At 65.3% G+C, this 25,795-nt stretch carries 25 protein-coding genes and 1 pseudogene; 9 read left to right on the forward strand and 17 right to left on the reverse strand.

The features are described from left to right. Window positions 1-48: 48 nt before the first annotated feature. The 5 genes from rsxC to metG form a co-directional block, all read right to left on the reverse strand. Entirely contained in the window at window positions 49-2,700 is a 2,652-nt protein-coding gene (rsxC, locus tag EWH21_RS08305) for an electron transport complex subunit RsxC (protein WP_277700270.1), read from the reverse strand. Next, window positions 2,697-3,272: an electron transport complex subunit RsxB gene (gene rsxB / locus EWH21_RS08310; protein ID WP_134676336.1), complete on the reverse strand. Its 576-nt coding sequence runs from the start codon at window positions 3,270-3,272 to the stop codon at window positions 2,697-2,699. Before rsxB ends, rsxC begins: the two co-directional genes overlap by 4 nt. Then, on the reverse strand, window positions 3,269-3,853 hold the full coding sequence (rsxA, locus tag EWH21_RS08315) for an electron transport complex subunit RsxA (protein WP_037049106.1): 585 nt from the start codon (window positions 3,851-3,853) through the stop codon (window positions 3,269-3,271). Before rsxA ends, rsxB begins: the two co-directional genes overlap by 4 nt. Window positions 3,854-3,977: 124 nt before the next feature. After that, complete coding sequence (locus EWH21_RS08320; RefSeq protein ID WP_277700271.1) at window positions 3,978-4,745, reverse strand: DUF4349 domain-containing protein; 768 nt, start codon at window positions 4,743-4,745, stop codon at window positions 3,978-3,980. A gap of 21 nt (window positions 4,746-4,766) precedes the next feature. Next, window positions 4,767-6,803 (reverse strand): methionine--tRNA ligase, encoded by a 2,037-nt coding sequence (gene metG / locus EWH21_RS08325; protein ID WP_179553757.1) that lies wholly within the window; start codon window positions 6,801-6,803, stop codon window positions 4,767-4,769. A gap of 171 nt (window positions 6,804-6,974) precedes the next feature. Between metG and apbC the strand changes: the two genes are divergently transcribed. Then, on the forward strand, window positions 6,975-8,063 hold the full coding sequence (gene apbC / locus EWH21_RS08330; protein ID WP_277700272.1) for an iron-sulfur cluster carrier protein ApbC: 1,089 nt from the start codon (window positions 6,975-6,977) through the stop codon (window positions 8,061-8,063). Between the two features lie 362 nt (window positions 8,064-8,425). Here apbC and EWH21_RS08335 read toward each other — a convergent pair whose 3' ends face one another. Beyond that, the gene (locus tag EWH21_RS08335) at window positions 8,426-8,638 is read right to left on the reverse strand and encodes a cold-shock protein (RefSeq protein WP_037049100.1); all 213 of its coding nucleotides are present in this window, start codon (window positions 8,636-8,638) and stop codon (window positions 8,426-8,428) included. A gap of 301 nt (window positions 8,639-8,939) precedes the next feature. Between EWH21_RS08335 and dcd the strand changes: the two genes are divergently transcribed. After that, complete coding sequence (gene dcd / locus EWH21_RS08340) at window positions 8,940-9,506, forward strand: dCTP deaminase (RefSeq protein ID WP_013714599.1); 567 nt, start codon at window positions 8,940-8,942, stop codon at window positions 9,504-9,506. A 56-nt stretch (window positions 9,507-9,562) separates the two neighbouring features. Here dcd and nadE read toward each other — a convergent pair whose 3' ends face one another. From nadE to EWH21_RS08355, 3 genes are read right to left on the reverse strand one after another with little or no spacing between them, the layout of a single operon-like run. Continuing rightward, window positions 9,563-10,390, reverse strand: a complete 828-nt coding sequence (nadE, locus tag EWH21_RS08345; RefSeq protein WP_179553759.1) for an ammonia-dependent NAD(+) synthetase — start codon at window positions 10,388-10,390, stop codon at window positions 9,563-9,565. 10 nt (window positions 10,391-10,400) lie between these two features. Continuing rightward, a complete protein-coding gene (gene pncB, locus EWH21_RS08350) occupies window positions 10,401-11,600 on the reverse strand; it encodes a nicotinate phosphoribosyltransferase (protein ID WP_037049097.1) in 1,200 nt (399 codons plus the stop codon). After that, complete coding sequence (locus EWH21_RS08355; RefSeq protein ID WP_047586569.1) at window positions 11,597-12,241, reverse strand: nicotinamidase; 645 nt, start codon at window positions 12,239-12,241, stop codon at window positions 11,597-11,599. Before EWH21_RS08355 ends, pncB begins: the two co-directional genes overlap by 4 nt. 141 nt (window positions 12,242-12,382) lie before the next feature. Here EWH21_RS08355 and EWH21_RS08360 point away from each other — a divergent pair, with 141 nt between their 5' ends. Further along, entirely contained in the window at window positions 12,383-13,075 is a 693-nt protein-coding gene (locus EWH21_RS08360; RefSeq protein WP_277700273.1) for an NUDIX hydrolase, read from the forward strand. 248 nt (window positions 13,076-13,323) lie between these two features. Here the strand turns inward: EWH21_RS08360 and EWH21_RS08365 are convergent, their stop codons facing one another. From EWH21_RS08365 to EWH21_RS08380, 4 genes are all read right to left on the reverse strand, one after another. Further along, on the reverse strand, window positions 13,324-15,837 hold the full coding sequence (locus tag EWH21_RS08365) for a penicillin acylase family protein (RefSeq protein WP_277700274.1): 2,514 nt from the start codon (window positions 15,835-15,837) through the stop codon (window positions 13,324-13,326). 95 nt (window positions 15,838-15,932) lie between these two features. After that, a complete protein-coding gene (locus EWH21_RS08370) occupies window positions 15,933-16,397 on the reverse strand; it encodes a DUF2489 domain-containing protein (protein ID WP_037049082.1) in 465 nt (154 codons plus the stop codon). 7 nt (window positions 16,398-16,404) lie between these two features. After that, a complete protein-coding gene (locus EWH21_RS08375; RefSeq protein ID WP_037049080.1) occupies window positions 16,405-16,599 on the reverse strand; it encodes an SEC-C metal-binding domain-containing protein in 195 nt (64 codons plus the stop codon). A gap of 5 nt (window positions 16,600-16,604) precedes the next feature. Continuing rightward, the gene (locus EWH21_RS08380) at window positions 16,605-17,102 is read right to left on the reverse strand and encodes an LEA type 2 family protein (protein ID WP_080756995.1); all 498 of its coding nucleotides are present in this window, start codon (window positions 17,100-17,102) and stop codon (window positions 16,605-16,607) included. Window positions 17,103-17,294: 192 nt separating this feature from the next. On the opposite strand from EWH21_RS08380, the gene EWH21_RS08385 reads away from it, so the two are divergent. Then, entirely contained in the window at window positions 17,295-17,876 is a 582-nt protein-coding gene (locus EWH21_RS08385; RefSeq protein ID WP_277700275.1) for a hypothetical protein, read from the forward strand. Window positions 17,877-17,910: 34 nt separating this feature from the next. Here EWH21_RS08385 and EWH21_RS08390 read toward each other — a convergent pair whose 3' ends face one another. The 3 genes from EWH21_RS08390 to EWH21_RS08400 all read right to left on the reverse strand — a co-directional run bounded on the left by EWH21_RS08390 (window position 17,911) and on the right by EWH21_RS08400 (window position 20,075). Next, entirely contained in the window at window positions 17,911-19,026 is a 1,116-nt protein-coding gene (locus EWH21_RS08390; protein WP_037049071.1) for a hypothetical protein, read from the reverse strand. A 66-nt stretch (window positions 19,027-19,092) separates the two neighbouring features. After that, complete coding sequence (locus EWH21_RS08395) at window positions 19,093-19,575, reverse strand: YchJ family protein (RefSeq protein WP_277700276.1); 483 nt, start codon at window positions 19,573-19,575, stop codon at window positions 19,093-19,095. A 2-nt stretch (window positions 19,576-19,577) separates the two neighbouring features. Beyond that, complete coding sequence (locus EWH21_RS08400) at window positions 19,578-20,075, reverse strand: DUF6231 family protein (protein ID WP_277700277.1); 498 nt, start codon at window positions 20,073-20,075, stop codon at window positions 19,578-19,580. Window positions 20,076-20,511: 436 nt separating this feature from the next. Between EWH21_RS08400 and EWH21_RS08405 the strand changes: the two are divergent. The 4 genes and pseudogenes from EWH21_RS08405 to EWH21_RS08420 form a co-directional block, all read left to right on the forward strand. Next, window positions 20,512-20,865, forward strand: a pseudogene (locus EWH21_RS08405) (OmpA family protein); the annotation flags it as partial. A gap of 138 nt (window positions 20,866-21,003) precedes the next feature. Continuing rightward, on the forward strand, window positions 21,004-21,738 hold the full coding sequence (locus EWH21_RS08410) for an OmpA family protein (RefSeq protein ID WP_277700278.1): 735 nt from the start codon (window positions 21,004-21,006) through the stop codon (window positions 21,736-21,738). Between the two features lie 158 nt (window positions 21,739-21,896). Continuing rightward, complete coding sequence (locus EWH21_RS08415; protein WP_277700279.1) at window positions 21,897-22,202, forward strand: DUF1145 domain-containing protein; 306 nt, start codon at window positions 21,897-21,899, stop codon at window positions 22,200-22,202. Continuing rightward, window positions 22,195-22,956 carry a collagen-like protein gene (locus EWH21_RS08420; RefSeq protein WP_277700280.1) on the forward strand — a complete coding sequence of 254 codons (762 nt, stop codon included), beginning with the start codon at window positions 22,195-22,197 and terminating at the stop codon, window positions 22,954-22,956. Before EWH21_RS08415 ends, EWH21_RS08420 begins: the two co-directional genes overlap by 8 nt. Before the next feature lie 40 nt (window positions 22,957-22,996). On the opposite strand, the gene EWH21_RS08425 is transcribed toward EWH21_RS08420, so the two are convergent. After that, window positions 22,997-23,461 carry a CopD family protein gene (locus EWH21_RS08425; RefSeq protein WP_150608700.1) on the reverse strand — a complete coding sequence of 155 codons (465 nt, stop codon included), beginning with the start codon at window positions 23,459-23,461 and terminating at the stop codon, window positions 22,997-22,999. 140 nt (window positions 23,462-23,601) lie between these two features. Here EWH21_RS08425 and dinG point away from each other — a divergent pair, with 140 nt between their 5' ends. Further along, on the forward strand, window positions 23,602-25,746 hold the full coding sequence (gene dinG, locus EWH21_RS08430) for an ATP-dependent DNA helicase DinG (protein ID WP_037049053.1): 2,145 nt from the start codon (window positions 23,602-23,604) through the stop codon (window positions 25,744-25,746). The last annotated feature ends 49 nt before the right edge of the window (window positions 25,747-25,795 follow it).

Genomic DNA, 25,795 nt, shown 5'->3' on the forward strand with positions numbered 1-25,795 from the left:
GGGCTTTGTCGTTGTGCTGCCCGCCCCTGAGATAGTCCGGGGCGATCGTTACGTCTGGTATTCGGCCAGCTTGCGTTCGGCCTCGGCCAGGCGGCTGCGAGCCTGCTCCAGTGCATCGGCTGCGGCGCTGTCGTCACGTTCGAGCTTGCGCAGGTCGGCGCGGGCGAAGGCGACTTCGGTCTTCAGCGCCTTCTGCTCGGCATCCACGCCGGGGCGCTCGGTGCGTACCAGCTGCGGTGCCGGTTTGTCCGAGTTTTCCTCGGCGGCATGCAGGGCCTGCTCGGCTGCGGCCAGGGCATCGCGCAGTGGTTGCAGCGCGCTTTCGTCGCTGCCGGCCTTCTCGGCTTTCTTCAGTTCGGCGCGCTTCATCGCCAGCTCGATCTTGGCTTTTTTCAGCGCCTCGTCGCCGGCGGGCTTGGCGGTTGCGGCAGGCTTTGGGCTGTCCAGTTCGGTAAGGGCCTTCTCGGCGGCTTCCAGCTGCTGGCGCACGCGGGCGATCTCGGCCTGCTGTTCGTCGTCCGGGCTGTCGAGCTTCTCCAACTTGCGCAGCTGGGCCTTGAGCATGGCGGCTTCGATCTTGGCTTTTTTCAGCGCATCGTCGCCGGCGGGCTTGGCGGCTGCGGCAGGCTTTGGGCTGTCCAGTTCGGTCAGGGCCTTCTCGGCGGCTTCCAGCTGCTGGCGCACGCGGGCGATCTCGGCTTGCTGCTCGTCGTCCGGGCTGTCGAGCTTCTCCAGCTTGCGCAGCTGGGCCTTGAGCATGGCCGCTTCGATCTTGGCCTTCTTCAGCGCCTCGTCGCCGGCGGGTTTGGCAGCGACAGCGGGCTTCTCGCTGTCCAGTGCGGCCAGGGCCTTCTCGGCAGCTTCCAGCTGCTGGCGCACGCGGGCGATTTCGGCCTGCTGTTCGTCGTCCGGGCTGTCGAGCTTTTCCAGCTTGCGCAGCTGGGCCTTGAGCATCGCGGCTTCGATCTTGGCTTTCTTCAGCGCCTCGTCGCCAGCGGCTTTCGGTGCGGGCGCGGGGGCGGCAGCCTGGGCCTCGGCCAGCGCTTGCTGCGCGGCCTCGGCGGCACGGCGCAGCTCGGCGACCTGCGCCTGCAGCTCGGCGGTGTCGTGGGCGGCCAGTTGCTTTTCCGCCTTCTTCAGCGCGACCTGGGCCATGCTGGCTTCGATCTTGAGTTTCTTCAGCGCTTCATCCGCTGGCGAGGCCGCTGCTGCCGGAGGTGCTTCGGCCTGCGCCGCCTTGGCGCGCGCGGCTTTCTCGGCGCGGGCCTTGCGTTCGGCTTCCTTCTGCTCCTCGGCACGGCGCAGGCGTTCCTGGCGTTGCTCGAAGCGCTGCTTGGAGTGTTCGGCCTTGAGCTGCTTCTGCTCCAGCTCGCGAATCTCCGCCTTGGCCACGCGGTAGTACTGCACCAGCGGGATGCTCGACGGGCAGACGTAGGCGCAGGCGCCGCATTCGATGCAGTCGAACAGGTTGTGCGCCTTGAGCTGCTCGTGTTCCTGGCCCAGGGCGAAGAAATGCAGCTGCTGCGGCAGCAGGCTGGCCGGACAGGCCTCGGCACACTCGCCACAGCGAATGCAGGGCATGGCGGGCGCTGGCGCCGGCAGTTCCTCGGCGGTGCTGGCGAGCAGGCAGTTGCTGGTCTTGATCAGCGGCACGTCGAGGCTGGGCAGGGTGAAGCCCATCATCGGTCCGCCCATGATCAGGCGATTGAGCCTGCCCTGGTCGAGCCCGGCGAAGGCCAGCAGCTCGCGGACAGGCGTGCCGATCAGCGCCTCGACGTTGCCGGGCCGCGCCAGCGCGGCGCCGGTGAGCGTGGTGATGCGCGAGATCAGTGGTTTGCCCAGCAGCACGGCGTCATGGATGGCCACACAGGTGCCGACGTTCTGGCAGAGGATGCCGATATCGGCCGGCAGCCCACCGCTGGGCACCTCGACGCCGGTGAGGATCTGGATCAGCTGCTTCTCGCCGCCGGACGGGTACTTGGTGGGGAACACCCGTACCTGGAAATCGTGCCCGGCGCAGGCGGCCTGCACTGCGGCGGCGGCTTCGGGCTTGTTGTCCTCGATGCCAATCAGCACCTGCTCCGGCTGGATCAGGTGGGCCAGCACGGCGATACCGGCCACCAGTTCGGCGGCGCGCTCGCGCATCAGCACGTCATCGGCGGTGATGTAGGGTTCGCACTCGGTGCCGTTGATGATCAGCGTGTGGATCTTCTGCGTCGGCCGCGCAGTGAGCTTGACCGCCGTGGGGAAGCCGGCGCCGCCCAGGCCGTTGATGCCGGCCTCGCGGATCAGCGTCAGCAGTTCGCCGGGCTCCAGGCTGCGGTAGTCGGCGGGGGGCGTCAGTGGCAGCCACTCATCCAGGCCGTCGCTGTCGATGACGATGGCCGGCGCCAGCATGCCGGAGGCATGTGGGTAGGGCTGCTCACCGATGCAGGCGATGGTGCCGGAGGTCGGTGCGTGCAGCGGCACGCTGACGAAGCCGTTGGCCTCGGCGATCTTCTCGCCCTTGCGCACGCGCTGACCGACCGCCACGCAGGGCTCGGCGGCGGCGCCGATATGCTGGCCGAGCGGCAGCACCAGGCGCTTGGGCAGGGGCAGCGCCTGGACCGGCGTGCGGTTGGACAGGTCCTTGTGCTCGGCCGGATGGATGCCGCCGGGGATGTCCCAGATCTTCATGGGGTCTTTCAGTACGGCGCTCATGCGGCCTGCTCCCGGTCACTGGCAATCAGCTGGCCGGGCGCCAGTGGCTTGTCCCATTTCCAGCTCTGCACCGTGCTGCCGACTTCGAGCATGTCGATGCAGTCCACCGGGCAGGGCTCGACGCACAGGTCGCAGCCGGTGCACTCGCTGACGATCACCGTATGCATCTGCCGCGCCGCGCCGACGATGGCGTCCACCGGGCAGGCCTGGATGCACTTGGTGCAGCCGATGCACTCCGCCTCACGGATGAAGGCGACCATCTGCGGCTTCTCGCCTTCCACCGCGTCCAGTGGCTCCGGCTCGACGTCGAGCAGGTCGGCCAGGGCGGCGATGGTCGCCTCGCCACCGGGCGGGCACTTGTTGATCTTGTCGCCGCCGGCGATGGCCTCGGCGTAGGGCTTGCAGCCGGGGTAGCCGCACTGGCCGCACTGAGTCTGCGGCAGCAGGGCGTTGATCTGCTCGGCGATGGGGTCGCCCTCGACGCGAAAGCGCACGGCGGCGAAGCCGAGGATGGCGCCGGCGATCAGGCACAGCGCGAGCAGCGCGGCGATCGCGACCAGGACCAGGCTCATAGCTTGATCAGCCCGGAGAAGCCCATGAACGCCAGCGACATCAGGCCGGCGGTGATCATGCCGATGGCTGCACCCTGGAAGGACTTGGGCACGTCGGCGATGGCGATGCGCTCACGCATGGCGGCGAACAGCACCAGCACCAGGGAGAAGCCCAGGCCGGCGGCGAAGCCGTTGACGGTGGCGGTGATGAAGGTGAACTCGCTCTTGTTGGCGTTGAGCAGGGCCACGCCGAGCACGATGCAGTTGGTGGTGATCAGCGGCAGGAAGATACCCAGCACGCGGTACAGCAGGGGGCTGGTCTTGTTCACCACCATCTCGGTGAACTGCACGGTCACGGCAATCACCAGGATGAAGCTGATGGTGCGCAGGAACTCCAGGTCCAGCGGTTTCAGCACGTATTGCTGCACCAGGTAGCTGCACATGGCCGCCAGCGTCAGCACGAAGGTGGTGGCCAGCGACAGGCCGATGGCGGTTTCGATCTTCTTCGACACGCCCATGAACGGGCACAGGCCGAGGAACTGCACCAGCACGAAGTTGTTGACCAGGATGGCGCTGACCATGATCAGGACGAGTTCGGTCATCGGGTTGCCGTCGAATGCGCAAAGGCCTTAGGAAAAGGGCGCCTATTATCGGGAAGCAGCCCTGGCCATACAAGCCGCATGCGGCGAATCGCCTGCACTTGGCGACCATTCGTCACAGCTGGACTCAGTGACGGGTGAGGCGTCGCCACAGTTTGCGCAGGCCGAGGGCCAGGGGGAACAGCACGATGAGGAATGGCAGGCTGTAGCCGATGAACTCGATCAGGTTGGCGGTGCCTTCGGCGAGGTTGTCCTGCAGGCGCGAGAACGCTTCGCCAATGCGCCCCAGGGGCGAACGCTCGTAGGGGCTGCTGAAGCGCAGGGTCAGCAGGTTGGTGTCCAGGCGCCGTTGCTGCTGGGCGGCGTCCTGGGCGATGGCCTGCAGCTGCACTTCCAGGGCGGCCTGTTCACGGGCCAGGGCGAGCAGGTCGGCGACGGCGAGGTCGTCGCGTTTCTCGAACTGCTGCAGGGTGCGCTGCTGGCGCAGCAACTGCTCGTGCTGGCGACGGTTGTCGGCAACCGCCTGGGCCAGGTCCTCGGCGTGGGTGGTGCGGCTGGTCAGTTCACCGTCTGCGCTGGCGAGCAGGGTGATGGCCTCGACGCCATCGGGGACGATGCGCAGGGTCAGTTCGCCACGCGGCGCCTGGCCGCTGCTCTGTTGCGCCGTGATCAGGCTGCAGGCGCCGAAGCGCTCGCTCAGGCACGCCTCGCGGGTAGCCGCGATACGCTCGCCGATACGCTCGGCGGGCAGTTCGATGGCCACATGGTGTTCATAGGCCAGGTAGCTGTCGGCCTTGTTGCGTTCGCCCTGCAGGGCGCCGCCCTGCGGCAGGCCCGACGGGTCTGAACAAGCCGCCAGGACGAACGCAAGCGTTGCCACCATCCATGGTTTCATCGAGGCCTCCTGGCGTGTGAATTACTTGACGCGCTGGCCCGGCTTGGCGCCGCTGTCCGGGCTGAGCAGGTAGATATCTTCACCGCCGGGGCCGGCCGCCAGGACCATGCCTTCGCTGATGCCGAACTTCATCTTGCGCGGCGCCAGGTTGGCGACGTACAGGGTCAGGCGGCCTTCCAGCTTGCTCGGGTCCGGGTAGGCGGACTTGATGCCGGAGAACACGTTGCGCTTCTCGTCACCGATATCCAGCGACAGGCGCAGCAGCTTGTCGGCGCCCTCGACGAATTCGCACTTCTCGATCAGCGCGATGCGCAGGTCGACGGCGGCGAAGGCATCGAAGTTGATCTCGGCCGCCAGCGGGTCCTTGGCCAGCTCGCCGTTGCCCTGTGGTTTGGCGGCTTCGGCGGCCAGATCTTCCTTGGAGGCTTCGGTCATGGCGTCGATCTTCGCTTGTTCGATACGGGTCAGCAGCGGGTTGAACGGGTTCAATTGGTGGTTGGCCAGCGGCAGCGCCAGGTCGGCCCAGGTCTGCGGGGCGACATTGAGGAAGGCCTCGGCATCGGCGGCCAGTTGCGGCAGCACCGGCTTGAGCATGATCACCAGCTGGCGGAACAGGTTGATGCCCAGGGCGCAGATTTCCTGCACCTCGGCCTGCTTGCCTTCCACCTTGTTCAGGGCCCAGGGGGCCTTGTCGGCGATCCAGGCGTTGGCGCGGTCGGCCAGCGCCATGATCTCGCGCATGGCGCGGGAGAAGTCGCGCGCCTCGTAGGCCTCGGCGATGCTCGGCGCGGCGGCGCGGAAGGCGTTCCACAGCTCCGGCTCGGGGTCGGCGGCGACCAGCAGGCCGCCGTTGCCCTTGTGGATGAAGCCGGCGCAGCGGCTGGCGATGTTGACCACCTTGCCGACCAGGTCGGAGTTGACCTTCTGCACGAAGTCCTCGAGGTTCAGGTCGAGGTCATCGACGCCACGGCTCAGCTTGCTGGCGTAGTAGTAGCGCAGGTATTCCGGGTTCAGGTGGTCCAGGTAGGTGCGCGCCTTGATGAAGGTGCCGCGCGACTTGGACATCTTCTGCCCGTTGACGGTCAGGTAGCCGTGCACGTTGACGGCGGTCGGCTTGCGGTAGCCGGCGCCTTCGAGCATGGCTGGCCAGAACAGGGCGTGGAAGTTGACGATGTCCTTGCCGATGAAGTGATACAGCTCGGCGCTGGAGTCCTTGCCCCAGAAGGCGTCGAAGTCCAGTTCCGGGCGGCGCGAGCAGAGGTTCTTGAAGCTGGCCATGTAGCCGATCGGCGCATCCAGCCAGACGTAGAAGTACTTGCCCGGCTCATCGGGAATCTCGAAGCCGAAGTAGGGCGCATCGCGGCTGATGTCCCACTCCTGCAGGCCGCCGTCGAGCCATTCGGCGATCTTGTTGGCGACCGCCTCCTGCAGGGCGCCGGAGCGGGTCCACTGCTTGAGCATGGCTTCGAAGTCCGGCAGCTTGAAGAAGAAGTGCTGCGACTCCTTGAGCACCGGGGTGGCGCCGGAGATGGCCGACTTCGGGTTCTTCAGCTCGGTCGGCGAGTAGGTGGCGCCGCACTTCTCGCAGTTGTCGCCGTACTGGTCCTCGGTGCCGCACTTCGGACAGGTGCCCTTGATGAAGCGGTCGGCGAGGAACATGCCCTTCTCGGGGTCGAAGTACTGGGTGACCGCGCGCGTGGCGATGTGGCCCTTGTCGCGCAGCGCCAGGTAGATCGAGGACGACAGCTCGCGGTTCTCTTCCGAATGGGTCGAGTGGTAGTTGTCGAAGGCCACGCCGAACTCGGCGAAATCGGCCATGTGCTCGGCGCGCACGCCGTCGATCAGTTGCTCGGGCGTGATGCCTTCCTTCTCAGCGCGCAGCATGATGGCCGAGCCGTGGGCGTCGTCGGCACAGACGTAGATGGCCTGGTTGCCGCGCAGTTTCTGGTAGCGCACCCACATGTCGGTCTGTACGTACTCGAGCATGTGGCCGAGGTGGATCGAACCGTTGGCATAGGGGAGGGCGCTGGTAACGAGGATCTTGCGGGCTTCGGTCATGGTGATCGGCTGCACTGGTAAAACGAGGGAAGTCAGCAACTATAAAGCAGCGACAGTCTGCAAGCCACCAGCGACAACGAGCGTCGTTGTTGCTCGCGGCGTGACGCTCGCGGCCCGTGGCTGCTGTTAAGATGACGCTCTGATTTCCTGCCTGCCTTCTGGAGTTCTTGCATGAGTGCCGTCACCCGCGAAGCGGTCGAAGCCTGTCTGCGTCAGTTCACCGACCCCCACCTCGATCAGGACCCGGTCAGCGCCGGCTGTCTGCATGAGGTCGACATCCAGGGCGGGCGGGTCTCCGTGCGCCTGGAACTCGGTTACGCCGCCGGCCTGTTCAAGAACGGCTGGGCGCAGATGCTGCAGATGGCGCTGGAGAACCTCGACGCCGTCGACAGTGCGCGCGTGCAGGTCGATTGCGTGATCGACTCGCACCAGGGGCAGGCCCAGGTGCCGGCCCTGCAAGGGGTGAAGAACGTGATCGCGGTGGCCTCGGGCAAGGGCGGCGTGGGCAAGTCCACCACCGCCGCCAACCTGGCGCTGGCGCTGGCCCGCGAAGGGGCGCGGGTCGGTATTCTCGATGCGGACATCTATGGCCCGAGCCAGGGCATCATGTTCGGCATCGCCGAGGGCACCCGGCCGCTGGTCAAGGAGCAGAAGTGGTTCGTGCCGCTCGAAGCCCATGGCGTGCAGGTGATGTCCATGGCCTTTCTCACCGACGACAACACGCCGATGGTCTGGCGCGGGCCGATGGTCAGCGGTGCGCTGCTGCAGCTGATCACCCAGACCGCCTGGAACGAGCTCGACTACCTGGTGGTGGACATGCCGCCGGGCACCGGCGACATCCAGCTGACCCTGGCGCAGAAGGTGCCGGTGGCCGGCAGCGTGATCGTCACCACGCCGCAGGACCTGGCCCTGCTGGATGCGCGCAAGGGCGTGGAAATGTTCCGCAAGGTGCACATCCCGGTGCTCGGCGTGGTGGAGAACATGGCCGTGCACATCTGCTCCAACTGCGGCCATGCCGAGCATCTGTTCGGCGAAGGCGGCGGCGAGAAGCTGGCCGCGCAGTACGGCGTCGAGCTGCTGGCATCGCTGCCGCTGTCGATGGCCATCCGCATGCAGGCCGACGACGGCAAGCCGACCACGGTGGCCGATCCGGAAAGTCAGATCGCCATGATCTATCAGGAGCTGGCACGCAAGGTGGGCGCGCGCATCGCCCAGGCCGGCAAGCCGAGCATGCCGAGCATCGAAATCAGTGATGATTGAGAGCGGCTGCGCAGCGGCCATCTGCTGACCCTCTCCCATTCATGGGAGAGGGCGCTCGGCGCAGCGGTTTTGGCTCTCGTGCTTGTCGGCGCATCCGTTCGGGGGCGCTGGGGACAACACTGTAGGTACTTCCGCAGTGCGGTGCCGCCAGCATCACCCTCTCCCCCAGCCCCTCTCCCGCAAGCGGGAGAGGGTAGCGCCGACGCTCCATTGGCTTCGCCCCAGCCACCCTGGGCTGCCGCTTTTGTAGGAGCGGCTTCAGCCGCGAATCTCGCGCATCGATCCGCTCCCACAGGGCGTACAAACAGGCACAAAAAAGCCCCGCACTAGGCGGGGCTTTTTCAGCAGCTCAAAAGCGCAGATCAACCAACGATCTGAACTTCTTCAGCTTGCATGCCTTTCTGGCCACGGGTAGCCACGAAGGAAACCTGCTGGCCTTCCTTCAGGGTCTTGAAGCCGTCGGCCTGGATGGCTTTGAAGTGAACGAACAGGTCGTCACCGGATTGCGGAGTGATGAAGCCGTAGCCTTTCTCATCGTTGAACCACTTGACGGTGCCAGTCTGACGATTGGACATGTTGATGTCTCCTAACAAAAGTAATAGCAGCCCTGGAAAAGCCCAGGCCGGGACTGAGTGCAACGAGTACTAGGAGTCGGACGATGTTTGGATCGAAATCTAGGCATCTAGTAGCGATTCGCGGTGACACATGCAGCACAGTGGGCACACCATACGTGTTTTTATCGCCAAGTGCGAATGGTCGATGCAGCTTTTTTTGCAAATAATGACCAAGCGCTCGGCGGGCAATCTTTGATGCGTGGCGCGCGCATCGGTAAGATGCGCTCACTTTTTCGTAATCGCCCACTCAGGACCCTTCGCCATGAGCATCAAATCGGACAAGTGGATTCGCCGCATGGCCCAGGAACACGGCATGATCGAGCCCTTCGTCGAGCGCCAGGTGCGTGGCGCCGACGCCAGCCGGGTGATCTCCTACGGTGTCTCCAGCTACGGCTACGACGTGCGCTGCGCGGATGAATTCAAGGTGTTCACCAACATTCACTCCGCCGTGGTAGACCCGAAGAACTTCGACGAGAAGAGCTTCGTCGACATCAAGAGCGACGTCTGCATCATCCCGCCGAACTCCTTCGCCCTGGCCCGCACCGTCGAGTACTTCCGCATCCCGCGTGACGTGCTGACCATCTGCCTGGGCAAGAGCACCTACGCGCGCTGCGGCATCATCGTCAACGTCACGCCGCTGGAGCCGGAATGGGAAGGCCACGTGACCCTGGAGTTCTCCAACACCACCAACCTGCCGGCCAAGATCTACGCCAACGAAGGCGTGGCGCAGATGCTTTTCCTGCAGTCCGATGAGGCCTGCGAGGTCTCCTACCGTGACCGTGGTGGCAAGTACCAGGGCCAGACCGGGGTGACACTGCCCAAGGCCTGATGTTTTCGCAGGCATGAAAAAGCCGGGCGCTTGCCCGGCTTTTTTCTGCCCGTTGCTCAGGGCACCAGAGGCAGCTCACGCTTGTGGCGGGTGTTGTCGTAGGTGCGCACGATGGTGGCATAGGCCTCGTCACTGACGGCCTCGCCATGCAGGAAGGCGTCGATCTCGGCATAGGTCACGCCATGCGCTTCCTCGTCCGGCTTGCCCGGGCGCAGTTCTTCCAGGTCGGCGGTCGGGGTCTTCATCACCAGGTGTTGCGGCGCCCCCAGGTGCCTGGCGATGGCGCGTACCTGGTTTTTCACCAGGCCGGACAGCGGGGCAAGGTCGCAAGCGCCATCGCCGAACTTGGTGAAGAAGCCCATCACCGCCTCGGCTGCGTGGTCAGTGCCGATCACCAGGCCGTTGTTGGCGTTGGCGATGGCGAATTGGGCGACCATGCGGATGCGCGCCTTGACGTTGCCGACGACGAAGTCGCGGCGGGCGTCGCTCAGCTTCTGCAGGTGGGTGACCTGCTCGCCGAGGCCGTTGACCGCCCCGGCGATGTTCACGGTGTCGTCCTCGTCGGCGCGGATGAATTTCAGCGAGTCCTGAGCATCGTGCTCATCGTGCTGAGCGTTGTGCGGCAGGCGCACGGCGATGAAGCGGTAGGCGCTGTCACCGGTTTCCGTGCGCAGTTCCTCGACTGCAAGCTGCGCCAGGCGCCCGGCGGTGAGGGAGTCGACGCCACCGCTGATACCCAGCACCAGCACCTTGAGGCCGGATTGCTTGAGCACGTGCTTGATGAAGGTCTTGCGTCGCTCGATTTCCGCGTTCAGCGCGGCGTCGTCGGCGAACGGCGGCACCACGTCGAGGGCGGCGGCGATTTCGGCTTGGCGGTTGCTCATGTCTGGGTCCTCACTGGGTCACGCGAAAGACGTGTTTCAGGTAGCTGACGAAATTCTCGTCGCGGCATTGGGTCTTGCCGGGCGTGTCGGAAATCTTCGCCACGGGTTGGCCGTTGCAGGCGATCATCTTGATCACGATGTTCATCGGCTCGACGCCGGGGATGTCGCAGGTCAGGTTGGTGCCGACCCCGAAGCTTACGTGGATTCGCCCGGAAAGTGCACGGTAGAGGCGCAGCGACTTCTCCAGGTCGAGCCCGTCGGAGAACACCAGGGTCTTGCTCAGCGGATCGATGCCGAGCTTCTCGTAGTGGGCGATGGCCTTTTCCGCCCAGACCAGCGGGTCGCCCGAGTCGTGGCGCAGGCCGTCGAACAGCTTGGCGAAGTACAGATCGAAGTCGGCCAGGAAGGCGTCCATGGTGATGCAGTCGGTCAGGGCGATGCCCAGCTGGCCCCGGTACTCGCGGACCCAGCAGTCCAGTGCGGCGCTCTGGCTGTCGATCAGGCGCGGGCCGAGCTGCTGGTGGGCCATCAGCCATTCGTGGGCCATGGTGCCGATGGGCTTGAGTTCGAACTCGCGGGCCAGGTGCAGGTTGCTGGTGCCGACGAAGCGCCCGGGGAAGTCGCGCTTGAGGATGCGCACGGCCTGCTCCTGCGCACGGTAGGAGAAGCGCCGGCGGGTGCCGAAGTCGGCGAGCTGGAAGCCGGCCAGCTCGTCGTCACTGGCCTCGCTGCGCAACCAGTCGATTTTCTCGTAGAGGCGCTCGGCGGCCTGCTCCAGCACCACTTCGCGGTAGCGATAGCGGTTGCGCACTTCGCTGATGATGGCCAGCAACGGCACTTCGAAGAGGATCACGTGCAGCCAGGGGCCGCGCAGGCGGATGCTCAACTGGCCGTCTTCGATGCTGGTGTGCACGTAGCGCAGGTTGAAGCGGAACAAGCTGAGGAAGCGGATGAAGTCCGGCTTGATGAACGGGATGCGCTCGAGGAAGGCCAGCTGGTCGACCGTCAGGCTCAACTCGCTGAGGCGCTCGAACTGGTAGCGAATCTCGGCCAGGTAGGGGGTCAGGTCTTCACTGTTGCGGCAGCGGAACTCCCATTCCACCTCGGCATTGGGGTAGTTGTGCAACACCGCCTGCATCATCGTCAGCTTGTACAGGTCGGTATCGAGCAGGTTCTGCACGATACGGTCGGCGAAAATGCTGTCGCTCATCCTTGGGTCTCCAGAGTCAGGATCGCATCCAGCTCTTCCTGGCTGGCGGCGAGGGTAATGCCGGCGTCGTTCATCGCGCGGCAGGCCGGCACGGCCGTTTCTTCGGCGATGGCGCGGCAGGCGGGCAGGTAGACGATCACCTCGAAGCCTGCACGGCGCAGTTGCAGAGCGGTGGTCTTGACGCAGTAGTCCAGCGCCAGGCCGCCGACCAGTACACGCTCGACGCCATTGTGCCGGAGAAACTCGATCACGCCCGTGCTGCGCTTCTCGGCCAGGTCGTGGTAACAGGCGCCGTAGGGGTGCAGGTCCGGTTCCACGCCTTTCCACACGAAGTAGTCATAGTCCAGCGGCGCGGGCAGGCCGTCGAGCAGTTCGAAGCCAGGGGTGCCGGGTACGCAGTGGCTGACCCAGGTCAGGTCGGCATTGGCCAGGGGCAGGGGGCGCAGCATCTCCGCGTGGCTGTCGACGACCCAGGCGGCCTGCGGGCTGTGCGCATCCTTGCTGCCGATGCGCAGCTGCGCCCGTGCGGCCAGCTGATTGAGCGCCGGCACGATGGCATCGCCCTCGGGCACCGGCAGCTCGTTGGGGCACAGCGGGGTGAAGCCTTTCTGGGCATCGACGTCGAAGCTGGCGATCTTCATGGTGTGCCTCCTTTCTGCGTGTAAGTGACTACATATTCCATCTGATGAAATATGTAGTCAAGCGTTTATCTGATTTTCCACGTGAAAAAAACCGCCTTATTGGTCAAGATGAAATAAGTACACGGAGGAGCAGGTGACAGGATGAGTGCAGTGGAGGTTCTTGCCGGGGTCGATATCGTGGCCTTGCGCCTGAGTGAGGCGGGGGCGCTGCAGGTGTTGTTGATTCGCCGTCAGCGTGAGCCTTATGCGGGGCAGTGGGCATTGCCCGGTGTGCTGGTCAATGGTCGTTGCGTCGATGCCAGCCTGGATGCCGCCGCCGAGCGGGCGCTGGCGGACAAGGCGCGGCTGCGGCCGCACTACCTGGAACAGGTAGCGACGGTGGGCAATGGCGTGCGCGACCCGCGTGGCTGGTCGCTGAGCACCTGCTACCTGGCACTGCTGGCGGCGGACGTCGAGCCGGAAGACGACGACCTGCGTTTCGTCGACCTGCAGGCGGTCCTCAGCGGGCAGCAGGCGTTGCCCTTCGATCATGCGCAGCTGGTGCGCCTGGCCGCCGAACGCCTGCAGGGCAAATCGGTATACAGCTCGTTGCCGCTGTACCTGCTGGTACCACGCTTCACCGTGACCGAGGCACTGGCGGCGTTTCAGGCCTGCCTGGGCGAGCCGGTGCAGCACACCACCCTGCGTGGGCGTCTGGAGCGGATGAAGGCGCAGGGCTGGATCGCCGATACCGGTGAGAAGAACTACCCGAAGATGGGGCGGCCACAGCATCTGCTGGAGCATCGTCCGCAGGCGGGAGAGGCCTTCATCTTCGACCGCAGCCTGCTGGCGTAGAGGGTTTGCCTGATTGCGGGCAAAAAAATAGGCGCCATGGGCGCCAGGGGAGCATTTCAATCGATGCACAGGTTCAGAGCCTGCTTCGAGCGAGAAGTTCAATCCACTGATGCAGAAATGCCATCTTTTTTTTCTGCAGGCAAAAGAAAAGGCGCCAGGGGCGCCTCAAATCGATGATCTATGGAGTAAGTCGATTACTCAGAGTCTGGCGCTGAGGAAAAGGTTCAGCGCCAGCCGACGAACGGTCATCACTTGCCCGGCATCAGCAGCAGACGCTGGCTGCCATAGACCTTGTCCAGGTTCTGCGCCTTGAACGGGAAGCTCATGTAGCCGCCCTTGAGCCAGGCCTCGATGCCATCGGCGTAGTGCGGGCTGGCCGGGTTGCCGGACTGCCCCGAACTGTTGACGCCGATCAGCGGCTCATCGGCGGAAAAGTCCACGACGATGCGCATGGCCGGGATCAGGAAGGTAGTGAAGTCCTGACCCCAGGGATAGGCCGCGACGTTCAGGGTGCCGTGGTCACCACCGGCCGGGTAGGGGCCGCGATCCAGGTAGCCTTTGAGGGCGTTGATGCTGGTGCGCTGGCTGGCGCTCATGTAGGGCGCCAGGCGTGTGGTGTCGGTGACCCATTCGTAGGTGTGCAGCTTGCCCCACTGCCAGTTGCGGCGCTCGCTGCCCAGGCGGTTCTCCAGCAGCGTGATGCTGGCGGCCAGGCTGCGCGCCAGGATGGCTGGCTTGTCTTCCTTCTGCGGGGTGCGGATGTCATCCCAGAACGGGCTGTCAGGACGGCCGAGCAGGTGGTCGGCCTGCGCCGAATAGGACAGGTTGGCGGTTTCCACCAGGGCCTGCCAGGCCGGATTGTCTTCCGGGCCCAGCTCGTCGAGGAAGGTCTGCCGGACGCTCTCCTGCATGAATGCACCGTAGACGGCCGCATCGGCCGAGCTGGCGGTGAGCTTGCCGTCGAAGGCCAGCAGGCGCCGCAGCGCTTCATCGGCGCGCTCGCGCTGGCCGCTGGGCAGCGCGGCGATCGCCTGGCGCAGCGGCTCGTGCATGGACGGGTCGTTGAACATTGCCTGCAGCTTGGCGACGAACGGGGAGCTTTGGTCGTACTGCATGGCGATCATGCTGCGGCCATCGTGACGGCCGTTGCCCGCCAGTTCGGCGATGCGCTCGGCGCGTTCCGGGTAGAACCAGGAGCTGGACAGCTGCATGCCATAGCCGGGTTCGACGCTGCGCTGGTTGGCGGTGCCCAGCCAGCCTTGCGGCGGGTCCTGGTCGTAGGGATGCAGCATCGGATCGGCGTAGCCGTCCCAGGCGTAACGCTGGTCCCAGCCGGGGGAGGGCAGCAGGCCACGGCCTTCGCGCCGGTTCGGGTAGCGACCGGTGACCTGCCAGCCGATGTGCTGGGCATCGGCGAAGACGATGTTCAGCGGCATCGCGCGGATTTCCCGGGTGGCTTCGAAGGCGGCATCTACCGACTGCGCACGGGACAGGTCGAAGAAGGCGTCGAGGCTCTTGTCGCGCTCGAACTGGGTGGTCTTCAGGGCCAGGCCGTAGCCAGTCTGCAAGGGCAGGGGCTGCAGCATGTGCTTGCGCTCGCCCAGTACCGAGTTGAGCAGCGGGCCGTTGCGAGTCTCGTACAGGGTTTCGCGGATGGGGCGCTGGCCCTTGATGAAGAAGGTCTCCTGGCGCTCCATTACCGGCAGCCACTGGCCGTCGGCCTGGTACATCAGGCGACTGCCCTCGCGCTTGATGCGTTCGAGGTAGATGTCCTGGTTGTCGCCCATGACCATGGTCATGCCCCAGGCCAGCTTGCCGTTGTACCCGGCCACCACGGCCGGCACGCCGGCCAGCGAAACACCGGCGGCCTGGTACTTGGGCGAGCGGATCTGCACGAAATTCCACAGCGACGGCATGCTCAGCGGCAGGTGCGTGTCGTTGGCCAGCAGGCTCTTGCCGCCACGGCTGCGTTCAGGGGCGATGGCCCAGTTGTTCGAGGCCGCGACCCCCAGCATGTGCTGCTCGGCGATCTGCGCGGCGCTGCGGGCGACCGCCTGCAGACCGGGCAACTGGCCCTTGAGATCGAGGCCGGCGAGTTTCTCCGCTTCGGCGAAGGGCAGCGGCTCATCCGGGTAGATCGGCAGCAGCCAGGGCAGCTTGTCGACGCCGACCTGCTGGGCCATCGTCAGCGCGGCGATTTCCTCCTGCAGGTTCACCGACAGGCCGAAGTTCAGCAGGCAGAACAGCAGCACCGAGTCCTCGGGTTTCCAGTACTCGGGGCGATAGCCGGATTCCGCCAGGTCCATCGGCAGGCGGTCGCGGTAGCGGAACAGGTAGGCATTGACGCCGCGTGCATAGACCTCGAAGAAGCGTTTCAGGCGCGGCGAGGCGTCGGCGTAGAGCAGCTCCGCGCTCTTCCTGAGGTTGACCGCGCGCATGAAACGGTCCATCTCCAGCACGCCCGGGCCGGCCATTTCCGCCAGGCGACCCTGGGCCAGCAGGCGCATGCCGACCATCTGGCTGAGGCGGTCGCCGGCGTGCACGTAGCCCAGGGTGAACAGCGCGTCGTGAAAGGTGCCCGATTCGATCAGCGGCATGCCGAGGGCATTGCGCCGTACCGATGCGCTTTCCGCCACGCCCTGGATGCGCTCGATGCCGCGGGTCGGCGGCACGCTGTCGGCATAGCGGCTGTTGAGCAGTGACTGGCAGCCACCGAGCGTGGTCAGGGATGCGGCAAGAGTCAGGCGGGCCAGCGTGCGCATGGCGGATATCCTTGGACAGGGGATGAGGCCGGTCGGGTGTCGACCGGCCACGAAGTCGCCAAGGTAAAGAGGCCGTTGCGACCTGGCAAGAGGGCTCAGGCGTTCGGCTGAGCGCGCTTGAGCCCGTCATCGAGCAGCCAGCGCGCGGCCGTGCGGGCGGCGGCCTTGTGCTGCAGTTCCAGCTCGTTGAAACGCTTCTCGAAGCGCCGCCGCTGCTCCTTGTCCAGCGCCTTCCAGGCCGCATGGGTCGGTACGTCGGTGGTCGCCTCGAAGAGCAGGTGGAACACCTGGCAGCGGCTGTCGTTGCTGAGGTCGCTGTCGTAGTTGTCGAGCAGCACCTTGATGCGGATGGCGCCCTCGATCAGCGGCAGCTGCTCGTCGAGCAGGCTGCTGGCCAGGATGTTCAGGTCACCACCGAGGCGCTCCTGGCGTTCCTGGCGAGCCTCCTCCTGGGCCTGTTGCCGGGCCCAGACGCGGCGCCAGAGGTGCCAGGCATAGGCGGCCAGGGCGGCGATCAGCAGCAGGCCGGCGAGCAGCAGGGACAGGGTCACGGCGTGCATGCCCGACTCAGGCGCCGTGGCACTTCTTGAACTTCTTCTGGCTGCCGCAAGGGCAGGGATCGTTGCGGCCGACGTCCTTCAGGGCGTTGCGCACCGGCTCCTGATGGCCGTGGTTGCAATGCGGGCCGTGGACATGGCCATGGTCGTGGTGATCATGGTCATGGTTGCAGTCAGGGCCGTGGACGTGGGGTTGGTTGCTCATGAGGGTTACTCCGGGATGAAATCGCCGGGAATTATCTCGCCATTGCGCGACATGTGCACGCTGCGGCTGAAGAGCATGCCGGTCTTCACTTCACCCTTGAGGCTGTAGCGGATCGGCTGGTCGGGTTTTTCCAGCATCTTCACCACCTGGCGGACATGGCGCCACAGGTTGGTGCGCACCGGCACGTCGAAGCTGTGATGACCATTGGCGGGCACGGTGAACCACTCACTGGCGGAACCGTCGGCCAGGGGAATGTCGTTGAGGGTGACCGCGTATTCCAGACCGCGTACCGGCAGGCTGACGCTGTTGGGATTGTCGATGCGAAAGCGCAGGAGGAACTCTTGTTCGAGTAGCCTGGCCTTGATTACGTCCACCTTGATGAGTCGGACATCCGGGTCCTTGAATCCACCCGTCATCCAGGTGGAGCATCCTGCGAGGCCTGAAGCAAGGCCAAAAAACATCAGTAGGCTGATAATTCTTATCATTTGCGCCTGAGAAAACATTTCATACCCCCATTGCGGCTCAGTGTAACAAGCAAGCGCTTGGCTGCAACTGGGGTGAGTCATTATTTTCAAGGAGATACCGCCGTTGCCCGTTGAACATTTGTAAAGCGTGATGCACGGATGAGAAGCCGGCAGTGTCAGCGCAAAACAACCTGCGCCATACTGAGTCGTGAATAGGACAGGAGTGTGACCATGAGTCGCTACGAGATCGCCTTCTCCGGGCAGTTGGTGCCGGGGGCGCAACTGGAGCTGGTCAAGGCCAACATGGCCAAGTTGTTCCAGGCCGATGCCCAGCGGATCGCCCAGCTGTTTTCCGGGCGTCGCATCGTGATCAAGAACAACCTCGACGCGGCGGCGGCGGAGAAGTACCGATCGACCCTGGAGCGGGCGGGGGCCCGTGTCGAAGTGATCGACATGGATATGCCGATCGAGGAAGTCGAACTGGCTCCACCACCACCCGCCGAACCGGCACCTGCGGCACCTGCGGCACCTGCGGCACCTGCTGCGGCAGCGGCGTCTGGCGGGGCCACGGCGGGGCGGCTGCAGGTGGCGCCGCGTGACGAATACATGGCGGCGTTCAGCGAGGTGGATGCCCCGGACTTCGGCATCGCCCCGGTCGGGGCGGACCTGCAGGACGCCAAGCCGGATGCCGAGGCGCCGCGCGTGGACCTGTCGCAGTTCAGCCTGGCGCCGGTGGGCAGTGACATGGGGCAGGCCAAGGCCGACGCGGCGGCGCCACCGCCGGATACGTCACACCTTAAGCTGCAGGAATAAGAGAAATGGGCCCGCATGTGCGGGCCCTGTCGTTTCAGCCAGCCTTGCACTGGGCCTTGGCGTCCTCGGGCTTGAGGTTGCGCACGGTGATGAAGAACAGTTCGCAGGTCTGCTGCTTGTCCGTCACCTGCCATTTCTGGGTGCAACTGGTGAGCGTCTGCTGCGGGTCATTGCCCGGGTTCTGGCCCATGCCGGCCTGCCAGCAGGCAGCACTGAGGTCCTGCCCCATGACCTTGATGCCGGTGGCGTTGGCCTTGGCTTCGCTGCCCTGGTTGTTGTCCGGGTCCGCCGCGTACCAGATGTAGCTCGGGTGGTTGGCGCCGAGAACCGACGTCTGCTGTCCGGGCGCCGAGGTGATCTGGCCAAGCCCCAGCACCGGCAGGGTCACGCCGTACTGCTGCTTGATCCAGTTCCGCACCGGGCTGCCGAAGGCAACCATGGGCAGGGTGCCGTCACCCTTGCCAGCGGTGAGCTCGCCGACCATGCGCTGCTGGTAGGTATTGAAGTAGCTGTACACGCCTTCCAGCGTGCTCCCCGCACTGGCTGGTGCCGCGATGGGCGCGATGTCGACGATGGTCTGGTAGGCCGGCGTCTGCTGCACCGGCACGCCGTTGTAGCTGAGCAGCGACGCCCAGCGATCGGTGGTGTTGGAGCGCAGATAGTCCTGCGCCTGGGTCAGCGAATAGTCTGGCGGGAAGTGCAGCAGCTCGACGCTCTTGCGGTTCTCCAGCGCCATGCCCAGGGGCAGGAAGAAGTACCAGTTGTACTGCCACTTGCCGTCGCTGTTCAGCTGGCTGGCGCCCTTGTAGGCCAGGTCGCCGGCATCGAGCAGTTGCTGCAGCGGCTTGCCATAGCCGTCGGGAGCACCCTTGAAGTCGGCCAGGATGCGTTCGCCGTGGCGGACCACGTTCACGCTGGCCTGCGGATAACCGTCCCGATCGAGGCTCTGGCGCAGGTAGTGCTCGACGGTCTGCTCCAGCGTCCAGTCGCGATAGCAGATCACGTTGCAGTTGTTCGGGTAGGCGAACAGCCGGCTGACGCGCTGGCTGTCGCCCAGGTCCACGGATTCCCCCTGCAGCCCGCCGGGCTGAGTGGCGCAACCTATGAGCAGGCTCGCCAGAATGACCGTCAAACCACTTTTCTTGTGCATGGCTCTCTCCTTGTTGAGTGTCCTTGCGGACGCTTCAACTCAAGCAGAAAGCGCGGAGAAAGCCAGTCAGGCGCTCAGGAAAGGGGCGCAGCACTTCTTGAATTTCTGGCCGCCCTGGCAGGGGCAGGGGTCGTTGCGTCCGGCCTTCAGGGGCACGGTCGGGTCGATGAAATACCAGCGGCCGTCAACCTGAACGAAGGCCGAGCATTCGCGATGACTGTGCTCGCCGTTGTCATCGTGCCAGCGGGCGACGAAGGTCACCTGGGCGTGCTCGGGCTTGCCCCCGAACACTTCGCGCTTCTCCACCTCGAGGCCGAGCCAGGTGCTCTGTGCGCTCCAGGCTGCCATGGCGTTGCGGTCGAGTGCCTGTTGCTGGGCGGGCAGGGTGGTCGCCACCAGGTAGTCCACCAGGCCCAGGACGTACGCGCTGTAGCGCGAGCGCATCAGCAGCTCGGCGCAGGGCGCGGGGGTACCGCCGTGATAGTGGCCGCAGCACTGGCTCAGCGGGTTGCCGCTGCCGCATGGGCAGTTGGGATCGAGTGGGTCCATCGTCACCACCAGTACTTGCCGAAATTTTGTGGATTGGCCCAGAACTTTGCGTTCAACCAGTCGGGAACTTGCTTGTAATCGAGCAGATCATAGGTGAACAGATGCAGGGTCTGTCCCTCGCGCTGGAACTGTTCGCTGGCTTGCATGGCCAGGGCGAAGAAGTCGGTTTCCTGCCAGTCGCCCGCCTGCAGATCGACCAGCGCGGCAACCCGGCTGGCGTTCAGGTTGCGGATGCCACCGAGCAGTTGCAGTCCGTCGCGCTTGGGCAAGTGCTCCAGGCAGTCGACCAGCAGGGCCAGGTCGAAACGCTGTGCGGCCAGTTCCGGCGCCAGGGGCGCAGCCGCTGCGGTGGTGACCTGACACTGCGGATGTGCCTCTTTGAAGGCATCGACAGCGGGTAGCTCGCTGGCACCGAGCAGCAACAGCTTCTCGGGTGTATAACGGGCTAGCAGTGCGGCAATCGCCTGCTGTGGAGTACGGGAGCTAAGGCTGGCAGTCATCGAACTTCCTCGAAAAGTCTGCAAAGACTAACGTGGTGTCGATATCAGGCCTAGAGTGAGAGAAAATTATCCGTGCTATGCGCTATAGCTGGCGGATTGTACAACTCGTGTCTTTACTACTATTGAGTCGGTTATGGGCCGATGAACATTGGAGACCTAAAGTATGAGTATCACAAGGAACGCTGTACCCCTGATTCTGGCTAGTACCCTGCTGACCGGTTGTGCCGGTCTGCAGAAAACCGACTGGCCCACCTGCGCAGCCGTCGGTGGTGTGGGTGGTGCTGCGTTAGGGGCAATCGAGAGCTCGAGCTGGGCGGGTGGCGGTGCGCTGGTTGGCGCCGGCATGGGCGCGGCCTATTGCTGGGTCCACGGTGCCGAGGCGCAGCAGGTCGAAGTCGTCGAGGAAGTCGTCGTCGAAGAGATGGCGCCTGAGCCGGCCGAAGCCGTACGCGTCGAGCTGGACGTCAAGTTCGACTTCGACAAGGCGCAGGTCAAGCAGGAAAGCTACGGCGACATCAAGGCGCTGGCCGACTTCATGAAACAGTACCCGCAGACCAGCACCGTGGTTGAAGGTCACACCGACTCCGTGGGCAGCGATGCCTATAACCAGGGTCTGTCCGAGCGCCGCGCCGGTGCCGTTCGTGACGTGCTGGTCAACCAGTACGGTGTCGAGTCCAGCCGCGTACAAGCCGTGGGTTATGGCGAAAGCCGCCCGGTCGCCGACAACGCCTCTGCCGATGGCCGCGCCATCAACCGTCGCGTGGAAGCCGAGGTCGAAGCTCAGCCGTAAGGCGCTTCGCCCCGTAGACGGCAGATGCGAACGAGCCCGGTCGGTGTACAACCGACCGGGCTCGTTCTTGTGCGATCCCCGCCTGCCGTCTTTACTCCTGTAATACCGGCATAACGCCGGTACACAGGAGACACCACCATGAGAACCCACCTTCTGAAGGTCATACCTTTTCTCTTGGTCAGCAGTGTTCTCTCTGGTTGTGCCACGACTTCCAGTACGGGAGACGCGCCGCTCAATCAAGGGAACTGGCCCCTGTGCAGTGCGATTGGAGCCCTGGCCGGTGGCGGCCTTGGTGCAATCGAGAGTTCTACCTGGGCAGCAGGCGGCGCCGTGGCCGGTGCGGTACTGGGTACCATCATCTGTTATGCGCAGGACGGCGACGAAGACGACGACGGCGTGTTCGATCGGCGTGATCGATGCCCGGGCACACCCGCTGGAACGCCGGTCCACCACAACGGTTGCCCGCTGCCGCAGTACCCGGCCAGTGTCGCCGAGGAACCGCCCATGGAGCCGCAGGTTCAGGACGAAGTCATCGTGCTCAGCGATCTGGGCAACGTGCTGTTCGCCTTCGACTCCGCCGAGCTGACGGGCGAGGCGAAACGCTTGCTGGCGGATGTCGCGACGCGACTGACAGGCGCCAACCTGGTGGCGGTCAAGGTTGTCGGGCACACCGACAGCGTCGGCAGCGATGCGTACAACCAGGGCTTGTCCGAACGTCGTGCGCGCAGTGTCGCCGACTTCCTCGTCGCCCAGGGTGTGCCAGCCGACAAGCTCAGCACCGAAGGGCGTGGCGAGAGCCAGCCGGTGGCGGACAACGGCAGCGATGCCGGACGTGCGGAAAATCGTCGAGTCGAGCTGTACGTTTCCCGCTGATCGATACGACCTGGTGCCCCCGGTGCATTCGCCCCGGGGGCACGTCCGTCTGGGCCAACGCCTGACAAAGTCCCGGAAAAAGACCCTTGCCGCTGGTGGTCGGCGCTGCGACCGGTTAACGTGCTGCGCTATCAGAAAGTCGCGAGCATGGGGGCGGGATGAAGTCATTGTTGACCGTGGGCAAGGCGCTGGTCTTGGTGTTCTGGGTGGTGTGTGGCGCGGCGCTGGCCAAGCGCTTCGGTGCACCGTTCGAGCAACTGCTCCTTGTGCTGGCCGCTGCCATGCTGCTCGTGCATGCGCTGCAGCTGTGGCTGTTCGCGGGCCTGCTGGTAGGGCGGGTCAACCCCTGGGGTGACCGGCTGCAGGTACTGCTGTTCGGCATCTTCCACCTGTATCCGATGAAAGCGACGAAGCAGCCCGCTCCCGTCGAGACGGCCTCGGTCGAGGAGGCTGCGCATGCGTAAGCTCGCCCTGTTGCTGTGCCTGTGCACTGGCGTCGCGCAGGCTGACAACCAGGTCAAGGTGCCTGCCAATGCGTTGATGCGCCTGCCTGTGGCCAGCGCCGCCCTGCAGCTGGACCGCCTGGAGGTCGCCGATCACGCGACGCTGATGATTCCGGCGAAGGTCACCGAACTGCGTATCGGCACCCTGCTGATGGGGCGCGAGGCGCGCATCGGCGTGGCGCCGAGCGATCAGCCGCTGCGCCTGGAGGTGCTGGATGCCGATGTCGGCGCCGGCGCCTGGATCAGCGCCAAGGGCGCCGCAGGCACCTACAGCAAGGCCGCCACGCCCGGGCGGGAAATCAAGCTGAAACTGCACAAGCTGACGTTCGAGTCCCTGACCCTGGACGTGCGTGGCGGTCGTGGTGCGCCGGGTTACGCCGGGCTCGATGGTGCCCATGGCAAGCCGGGTGGTTGTACCTGGGGCCAGGCCAGTGCCGGCTACGATGGCCAGGACGGCACCGACGGGCATGCCGGCGCGGCGGGTGGCAACGTGGTGCTGGAAGTGCCGCACCATGTCGAGGTCGAGCGCCTGCAGGTGTTGCTCGACGGCGGCGAGGGTGGCGTGGCTGGCGCTGCAGGGCGGCCTGGCCACGGTGGCGCGGCCAAGGACTGCCTGCTCTATGGCGTCGATGGCGCCGCCGACGGCAACCCCGGCCAGCCGGGGCGCGCCGGCGTTGCAGGGCGCAGTGGCGCCGTGCAGGTCTTTCGTTTCTGAGGGGTGCGGGTTGCCTGCGCCCTGCAGGCAGCCGGTTCGATCAGAAGCTCGGGCGCATCGCCACCAGCGTCATCAGCGCCAGGCCGACCAGCAGGTTGCTGCCGACGATCTTGCGGATCTTTCCCAGTACCTCAGCGCCGGCGGGCCAGTTCTCGGCCTCCACCGCGCGCCGCAGCTCCGGTAGCAGCAGGGCCTGGATACGCAGGAAGAGGGCGAGCATCACCAGGTACAGCCCCATCATGATGTGCACGTAGCGCGGCGCCGCGTCGAAACCGCCGTAGCTCAGGTGCAGCATGCCCACGCCGCTCAGCGGCAGCAGCAGTACCGCCAACCAGACCCAGACGAAGAAGCGCTTGAACACGTTCAGCCACAGGCGCAGGCGGGCAGGCGGCTCCAGTGCGTCGACCGCTGCCGGGCGCAGGATCATCCAGGCGAAGAACATCCCGCCCACCCAGATGACGGCGGCCAGCAGGTGTAGCGCATAGAGTGGGGCGTAGGGGGTCATGCAGGGTCTCCAGAGGGTTCGGTTGACGGCTCGAGCTGCCCGATGTGCACGGGAGTCTGCGCCAGATCGATTGCCGCGTTATGATAGCGGCCGCTCCGCGAATACTGAAAATTTATCCAGCCTTTTTCGTTTCAGAATCCATGCTCAGTACCGAACTCAAGTCCCAGATTCAGGGCGCCTACTCGCGCTTCCTCGAGGCCAAGTCGCTCAAGCCTCGCTACGGTCAGCGCCTGATGATCGCCGAAATCGCCAAGGTGCTCGGCACCATCAGGAGCGACGACGAGGGCAAGCGCCTGGGCGATCCCGCCGTGGTCGCGGTGGAGGCGGGTACGGGCACCGGCAAGACGGTGGCCTACAGCCTGGCGACCATTCCCACGGCCAAGGCGGCGGGCAAGCGTCTGGTCATCGCCACCGCCACCGTGGCGCTGCAGGAGCAGATCGTGCACAAGGATCTGCCCGACCTGCTGCGCAACAGCGGCCTGAACTTCAGTTTCGCCCTGGCCAAGGGGCGTGGTCGCTACCTGTGCCTGTCCAAGCTCGATCACCTGCTGCAGGACGGCGCCGCGCAGAGCGCCACGGCGCAGCTGTTCGAAGAGGAAGGCTTCCGCATCGACGTCGATGAGCAGGGGCAGAAGCTGTTCACCGCGATGATCGAGAAACTCGCCGGCAACCGCTGGGATGGCGACCGCGACAGCTGGCCCGAAGAGCTGGACGACAGCCGCTGGGCGCAGCTGACCACCGATCACAGCCAGTGCACCAACCGGCATTGCCCGAACTTCCAGCAGTGCGCCTTCTACAAGGCCCGCGAAGGCATGGGCAAGGTCGACGTGATCGTCACCAACCACGACATGGTGCTGGCTGACCTCGCGCTCGGTGGCGGTGCGGTGCTGCCCGACCCACGCGAAACCATCTACGTGTTCGACGAAGGTCATCACCTGCCGGACAAGGCCATCGGCCACTTCGCTCACTTCACGCGCCTGCGTTCGACCGCCGACTGGCTCACGCAGATCGACAAGAACCTGACCAAGCTGCTGGCACAGAATCCGCTGCCGGGCGACCTGGGCCGGCTGATCGAGCAGGTGCCGGAGCTGGCGCGCGAGCTGAAGAGCCAGCAGCAGTTCATGTTCAGCGCCTGCGAAGAGGTTGCCGACTTCAAGGCCGGTGAGGACATGGAAGGGCGCGAGCGCCCGCGCCACCGCTTCGTCGGTGGGGTGGTGCCGGAGCACCTGACCGAGCTGGGGCTGGAACTGAAGAAAGGTTTCTCCAAGCTCAACGACCTGTTCACCGGCGTCACCGAGCTGCTCAAGGAAGCGATGGACGGCGAGGGCGCGGTCGGCATCGCCAGCCACCAGGCCGAGGAATGGTACCCGCTGTTCGGCAGCCTGATGGCGCGCGCCAAGGGCAACTGGGAGCTGTGGCTGGCCTTCACCGCCGAAGACCCGGAAGAAAGCCCGCCGATGGCGCGCTGGCTGACCCTGGCCGACAGTGGCGCGCTATTCGACATCGAAGTCAACGCCAGCCCGATCCTCGCGGCGGAGACCCTGCGCCGCAACCTGTGGAACGTCGCCCACGGCGCCCTGGTCACCTCGGCCACGCTCACCGCGCTGGGCACCTTCGACCGCTACCGCATGCGTGCCGGGCTGCCCAAGGTGGCGGTCACCGCCATCGTGCCGAGCCCCTTCCACCACGCCGATGCCGGCGTATTACGCGTGCCCGACCTCAAGGCCGACCCGCGCGAGGCGGCCGTGCACACCGCAGCCATCGTGCGCGAGCTGCCGGCGCTGGTCGCGGGCAGTCGCGGCACCCTGGTGCTGTTCTCCTCGCGCAAGCAGATGCAGGACGTGTTCGACGGCCTGGACCGCGACTGGCGCAAGCGGGTGTTCATCCAGGGCAACCTGTCCAAGCAGGAGACGCTGAACAAGCACAAGGCGCGTGTCGACTCCGGCGAGGAGAGCGTGCTGTTCGGCCTGGCCAGCTTCGCCGAGGGCGTCGATCTGCCCGGTGCCTACTGCGAGCATGTGGTGATCGCCAAGATTCCCTTCGCCGTACCCGATGACCCGGTCGAGGCGGCGCTGGCCGAATGGATCGAGGCGCGGGGTGGCAACCCGTTCATGGAAATCGCCGTGCCGGATGCGTCGCTGCGCCTGGTACAGGCCTGCGGCCGCCTGCTGCGGACCGAGGCCGATCGCGGCACCATCACCCTGCTGGACCGACGCGTGGTGACCCAGCGCTACGGCAAGGCGATTCTCAATGCCTTGCCCCCCTTTCGTCGGGAAATCCAGTGAGCGCCTGACTGTCGGCTGTAGCGCGGGTCCAGAGGAGTGCGAGCCAGCG

The organism is Pseudomonas sp. REST10 (assembly GCF_029542605.1).
GTDB lineage: Bacteria > Pseudomonadota > Gammaproteobacteria > Pseudomonadales > Pseudomonadaceae > Aquipseudomonas > Aquipseudomonas khazarica.

What these genes read in the sequence shown, in the direction of transcription:
- EWH21_RS08355 (WP_047586569.1), bottom strand. Translation starts at nt 12,241, where the DNA reads ATGAAGATCGCCAGCTTCGACGTCGATGCCCAGAAAGGCTTCACCCCG.
- EWH21_RS08425 (WP_150608700.1), bottom strand. Translation starts at nt 23,461, where the DNA reads ATGACCCCCTACGCCCCACTCTATGCGCTACACCTGCTGGCCGCCGTC.
- EWH21_RS08390 (WP_037049071.1), bottom strand. Translation starts at nt 19,026, where the DNA reads ATGCACAAGAAAAGTGGTTTGACGGTCATTCTGGCGAGCCTGCTCATA.
- rsxA (WP_037049106.1), bottom strand. Translation starts at nt 3,853, where the DNA reads ATGACCGAACTCGTCCTGATCATGGTCAGCGCCATCCTGGTCAACAAC.
- rsxB (WP_134676336.1), bottom strand. Translation starts at nt 3,272, where the DNA reads ATGAGCCTGGTCCTGGTCGCGATCGCCGCGCTGCTCGCGCTGTGCCTG.
- EWH21_RS08335 (WP_037049100.1), bottom strand. Translation starts at nt 8,638, where the DNA reads ATGTCCAATCGTCAGACTGGCACCGTCAAGTGGTTCAACGATGAGAAA.
- EWH21_RS08410 (WP_277700278.1), top strand. Translation starts at nt 21,004, where the DNA reads ATGAGAACCCACCTTCTGAAGGTCATACCTTTTCTCTTGGTCAGCAGT.
- EWH21_RS08395 (WP_277700276.1), bottom strand. Translation starts at nt 19,575, where the DNA reads ATGGACCCACTCGATCCCAACTGCCCATGCGGCAGCGGCAACCCGCTG.
- EWH21_RS08360 (WP_277700273.1), top strand. Translation starts at nt 12,383, where the DNA reads ATGAGTGCAGTGGAGGTTCTTGCCGGGGTCGATATCGTGGCCTTGCGC.
- EWH21_RS08375 (WP_037049080.1), bottom strand. Translation starts at nt 16,599, where the DNA reads ATGAGCAACCAACCCCACGTCCACGGCCCTGACTGCAACCATGACCAT.
- dinG (WP_037049053.1), top strand. Translation starts at nt 23,602, where the DNA reads ATGCTCAGTACCGAACTCAAGTCCCAGATTCAGGGCGCCTACTCGCGC.
- EWH21_RS08400 (WP_277700277.1), bottom strand. Translation starts at nt 20,075, where the DNA reads ATGACTGCCAGCCTTAGCTCCCGTACTCCACAGCAGGCGATTGCCGCA.
- metG (WP_179553757.1), bottom strand. Translation starts at nt 6,803, where the DNA reads ATGACCGAAGCCCGCAAGATCCTCGTTACCAGCGCCCTCCCCTATGCC.
- EWH21_RS08365 (WP_277700274.1), bottom strand. Translation starts at nt 15,837, where the DNA reads ATGCGCACGCTGGCCCGCCTGACTCTTGCCGCATCCCTGACCACGCTC.
- EWH21_RS08420 (WP_277700280.1), top strand. Translation starts at nt 22,195, where the DNA reads ATGCGTAAGCTCGCCCTGTTGCTGTGCCTGTGCACTGGCGTCGCGCAG.
- EWH21_RS08385 (WP_277700275.1), top strand. Translation starts at nt 17,295, where the DNA reads ATGAGTCGCTACGAGATCGCCTTCTCCGGGCAGTTGGTGCCGGGGGCG.
- EWH21_RS08380 (WP_080756995.1), bottom strand. Translation starts at nt 17,102, where the DNA reads ATGTTTTCTCAGGCGCAAATGATAAGAATTATCAGCCTACTGATGTTT.
- rsxC (WP_277700270.1), bottom strand. Translation starts at nt 2,700, where the DNA reads ATGAGCGCCGTACTGAAAGACCCCATGAAGATCTGGGACATCCCCGGC.
- nadE (WP_179553759.1), bottom strand. Translation starts at nt 10,390, where the DNA reads ATGAGCAACCGCCAAGCCGAAATCGCCGCCGCCCTCGACGTGGTGCCG.
- EWH21_RS08415 (WP_277700279.1), top strand. Translation starts at nt 21,897, where the DNA reads ATGAAGTCATTGTTGACCGTGGGCAAGGCGCTGGTCTTGGTGTTCTGG.
- EWH21_RS08370 (WP_037049082.1), bottom strand. Translation starts at nt 16,397, where the DNA reads ATGCACGCCGTGACCCTGTCCCTGCTGCTCGCCGGCCTGCTGCTGATC.
- pncB (WP_037049097.1), bottom strand. Translation starts at nt 11,600, where the DNA reads ATGAGCGACAGCATTTTCGCCGACCGTATCGTGCAGAACCTGCTCGAT.
- EWH21_RS08320 (WP_277700271.1), bottom strand. Translation starts at nt 4,745, where the DNA reads ATGAAACCATGGATGGTGGCAACGCTTGCGTTCGTCCTGGCGGCTTGT.
- apbC (WP_277700272.1), top strand. Translation starts at nt 6,975, where the DNA reads ATGAGTGCCGTCACCCGCGAAGCGGTCGAAGCCTGTCTGCGTCAGTTC.
- dcd (WP_013714599.1), top strand. Translation starts at nt 8,940, where the DNA reads ATGAGCATCAAATCGGACAAGTGGATTCGCCGCATGGCCCAGGAACAC.